3 protein-coding genes and 1 pseudogene are annotated in these 3,842 nt (G+C 56.1%); all 4 read right to left on the bottom strand.

Translation table 11 applies throughout. The features are described from left to right. The coding region (locus ACHH0Z_RS25380; protein WP_395149616.1) for a MobC family plasmid mobilization relaxosome protein at positions 1–330 on the bottom strand (330 nt) is incomplete at its 3' end. A gap of 1,979 nt (positions 331–2,309) precedes the next feature. Next, entirely contained in the window at positions 2,310–2,525 is a 216-nt protein-coding gene (locus ACHH0Z_RS25375; RefSeq protein WP_000137422.1) for an MbeD family mobilization/exclusion protein, read from the bottom strand. Between the two features lie 6 nt (positions 2,526–2,531). Further along, positions 2,532–3,023: an MbeB family mobilization protein gene (locus ACHH0Z_RS25370; RefSeq protein ID WP_032629998.1), complete on the bottom strand. Its 492-nt coding sequence runs from the start codon at positions 3,021–3,023 to the stop codon at positions 2,532–2,534. A 677-nt stretch (positions 3,024–3,700) separates the two neighbouring features. Continuing rightward, positions 3,701–3,842 (bottom strand): annotated as a pseudogene (locus tag ACHH0Z_RS25365) (plasmid mobilization relaxosome protein MobC); the annotation flags it as partial.

Raw genomic sequence — 3,842 nt, 5'->3', positions numbered from 1 at the left:
CGTTCCTTTCTCAAGAACGGCGTGCCGCAGCCGCTCAAGCCCGGCATCGATGGCCATCAGCGCCGCCACAATCTGTACCCTGTCATGGCCGGTGCCGCCGCCGGCGTTAACACGGCGGGCTATCTGGTTCAGGTTATTGCCCATACCGGCAAGCTGGCGCAGCAGCGCCGGCGAGAGTGAGGGGAGCTTTCCGGTGCGCGCAGGCTTTTCGTCCAGGCAGGTCTGCCGCATCCACGCCGCCAGCGGCCTGCCGTCGCAGCGCTCAAGCAGCCGCCGGTGCTCGCCCTCCGTCACCCACATGGTGAGCATCTTGTTCCGTTTCTCTGACAAACCGGCCTCCTGATAACGCCGGGACGGGCGGGAAAGCCTTTCCCGGTCGGCGCGGGGTTGGACAAGCCGCAGGCGCGTCAGTGGCTTTTGGCGGGTTTCGGGGCGCAGCCCTGAACCAGTCACGTAGCGCTAGCGGAGTGTATACTGGCTTACTATGTTGGCACGGATGAGGGTGTCAGTGAAGTGCTTCATGTGGCAGGAGAAAAAAGGCGGCACCGGTGCGTCAGCAGAATATGTGATACAGGATATATTCCGCTTCCTCGCTCACTGACTCGCTGCGCTCGGTCGTTCGGCTGCGGCGAGCGGAAATGGCTTACGAACGGGGCGGAAATTTCCTGGAGGATGCCAGGAAGAAGCTTAACAGGGAAGCGAGAAGGCCACGGCAAAGCCGTTTTTCCATAGGCTCCGCCCCCCTGACAAGCATCACGAAATCTGACGCTCAAATCAGTGGTGGCGAAACCCGACAGGACTTAAAGATACCAGGCGTTTCCCCCTGGTGGCTCCCTCGTGCGCTCTCCTGTTCCTGCCTTTCGGTTTACCGGTGTCATTCCGCTGTTATGGCCGCGGTTTCTCATTCCACGCCTGACACTCGGTTCCGGGAAGGCAGTTCGCTCCAAGCTGGACTGTATGCACGAACCCCCCGTTCAGTCCGACTACCACGCTCTTTCCGGTAACTATCAACTTGAGTCCAACCCGAAAAGGCACGACAAATCGCCATTGGCAGTAGCCACTGGTAAACAGGATGTGCGAGAGATGTTGTGAGAGTTCTTGAAGTGGTGCCATTACTACGGCTACACTGGAAGGACAGATTTGGTGACACGTCTCGCACAAGACTGTTACCACGGTTCAGAAACTTGCCGGTTTACTGAACCTTCGAAAAACCACCTTGCCGGGTGGTTTTTTCGTTTACAGGGCAAGAGATTACGACGGTAACGACAGGATCACAAGAAGATCCTAACCTCGAAAACATTGCTCATATCCACGTCTGGATATCAACCACCCCCAGTTACTGCCACCACTTCTGTTCCCCTTGATAACATATCCTTTTGAAAAGATTACTAATCAGGCAAGATAGTAGGATGATGCACAATCACCCAACAAACCAGCATAACCATTTGAATAAATAGAAAAATAAAAACATAGGATATTAGAGTAATGAAATACATTTGCTTTGCAGCAGTAATGATTTCCCTTACAGGATGCGTTAATTCAAGTGGCGTATTACCCATGGGGCCAGATACTTATTCCATATCTGTTCATGCTGCACCTGTAAGGGGACAGGCTGGAGCAAAAAAAGCTGCGTTAACAGAAGCGAACCAATATTGCCTTAATCAAGGCAAGACCATCCTTGTGAAGAACATGGATCACTCTACGTTTAGCTCGCTTCCAGGGGATGATATAAGCGTCATATTCCAATGCTTATCGGTTGGCGATAGTGGATTACAGCGACCTAATTATCAAAGTCCTGCTGATGTAAACGTCAACGTTAATTAGGCACCATTTACCATAACATCCGTTGGCCGCACCGCTGAAACGGGGTTGGCTGCGTTTCCGGTGCCAGACGCGAGAAAGTGGCGACAGACATAACGAAAAAACACCAGAAACGCAGCCGCTGAATATTACACTGGTGCATAGTCATGCAGCCAGATGCATGGATGTTAAAGTCACACTAAAATCCGCGCCAATGCCTTAAAAACCGACAAATGCTTCTCCAGCCAGTCCCACAGCTCCGCCGCCAGATACAGGCAGTTAAGCAATGATTCAATAAGATTTAACAGCTTCATTTCCCGCTCCTGAATAAGTCGTGACCTTTTTGATCACGAACCTATTTAGCGGGAGAAATAAGAGCCCCTCTTCGTGCGGGTTGTCAGCTGCCTGGATGGTTTAAAGTGTCGGCCCGCGGTAGGTTTTCTGCGGCTGGCGCTCCAGCTCCAGTGTTTTCTGATACTCATTCTCCCTCTGCCGGAGCTCGATGGCATTCAGTTCCCGGACAAGCGGCGCAGCTGCTCGCTTAAACTCAGCACCTGCGTGCTCAAGTCCGACACGCGCTCGTTCAGCACCGCGTTCTCCCGTTGCATAAGCCCACACATGCTCCGCCATTCCGCGAAGGCGCTCTCCCATTCGTCCAGCCTTTGCGAGTAGTCCTGCTGTAGCTGCTCTAATGCGCTCAGCAACTGCTTTTCCAGCTCTGTCATTTTCCGCTACTCCTGTTTCAGGCGGATCCATGTCGTCCCGTCGTAGGGGATGGCTTCGGTTTGCATCCCGGGCGGCAGGATAAGAAACCTCCGGCCGTCGCTGCTCTCCTGATAGCGCACTCCCCACGTCCGGGCAGTCATTTTCGCCAGGGTATCTTCCTGCTGACGAAGATGCGTGTAATTGTCGGTTATCTGCTGCCCCTGCCACCACAGTATGCTCCCGCTCGTGCCGATCAGCAGCGCTGACACCATCAGGATGGTGAACCATGTCCGCCCGGCAGTCCGCAGTACGCTCCGCCGGTTTTTCTCCATCGCCTCGCTCATACTCTGCTCGTGTGCGAGGATGGCGTCGCTGATTCTCCTCGCGCTTGCGCTCAGTTCCGCTCTGACAGACTGCTCGTGCTCGCTGAATGCGGCTTTCAGCATCTCGCCGGTACTCTGCTGCTGCGCTTTCGATTGCTGCTCTAAGTCCTTCGCCAGCGTTAAAAGACTGCTCATAGATGGCTCCCTTCAGTCGGATGTTTCGCCCCCCGTCCGGGTCGGCAATGCTGATACTGCTTTTCGTGGTGCGCACCACCTCAAAACCTGACCGTTCCAGCGCCTCAGTGACGTCCTGACGGTTTTTCAGCTCCCCGGACGAAGCAAGGGTCAGCAGTCCGCGCGTGATGGCTTCAGTGGCCTCCTGCTTCGTTTTCGGCAGTCCGGACGGCGTGACCAGCGCCCGGCGGTTTTCCGGCGCGTTCGGGTCATGCAGCCCCAGTCTGCCGTTCACGATGGTCTGCCAGGCATCGATGCGCGGCCGGTCGGCGCGGTCGTAGTACGGCTGGAGCCGCCTGCCGGTCAGCAGTTCGGTATTGGGGATCAGAAAGTTCAGCTCCAGACGCCCCTTGTCCGCGTGCTCCACCCACAGAATGCTGTACTGATCTTTATCGAGTCCGGGCATCAGAACCCGCTCGAAGCTGGCCATCAGTTTTTCCCGCTGGCCGGGAGGCAGATCGGCCTCCGCAAACGACAGGACGCCGGAGGTGTATTTCTTCACGTAAGGCGACGCATCAATCAGCTCCCGGACTTCTTCCGGCTTCCCCTGCAGGACGCTGGCGCCTTCACGCTGCCGGTCTTTACCCAGCAGATAGTCCACCGGCCCGGCGCCACCGCCGCGACCGCGTGGATGAAATTTAACGATCATCGTCCGTTCCTTTCTCAAGAACGGCGTGCCGCAGCCGCTCAAGCCCGGCATCGATGGCCATCAGCGCCGCCACAATCTGTACCCTGTCATGGCCGGTGCCGCCGCCGGCGTTAACACGGCGGGCTATCTGG

Source organism: Enterobacter cloacae complex sp. 2024EL-00227 (assembly GCF_043945315.1).
Classification (GTDB): domain Bacteria; phylum Pseudomonadota; class Gammaproteobacteria; order Enterobacterales; family Enterobacteriaceae; genus Enterobacter; species Enterobacter roggenkampii.
Note: the sequence above shows the minus strand (reverse complement) of the source record. Positions and strands in the feature narration are given on the sequence as shown.

Excerpts from the sequence above, each read along its gene's own strand:
- ACHH0Z_RS25375 (WP_000137422.1), bottom strand. The coding sequence starts at position 2,525 with ATGACAGAGCTGGAAAAGCAGTTGCTGAGCGCATTAGAGCAGCTACAG.
- ACHH0Z_RS25370 (WP_032629998.1), bottom strand. The coding sequence starts at position 3,023 with ATGAGCAGTCTTTTAACGCTGGCGAAGGACTTAGAGCAGCAATCGAAA.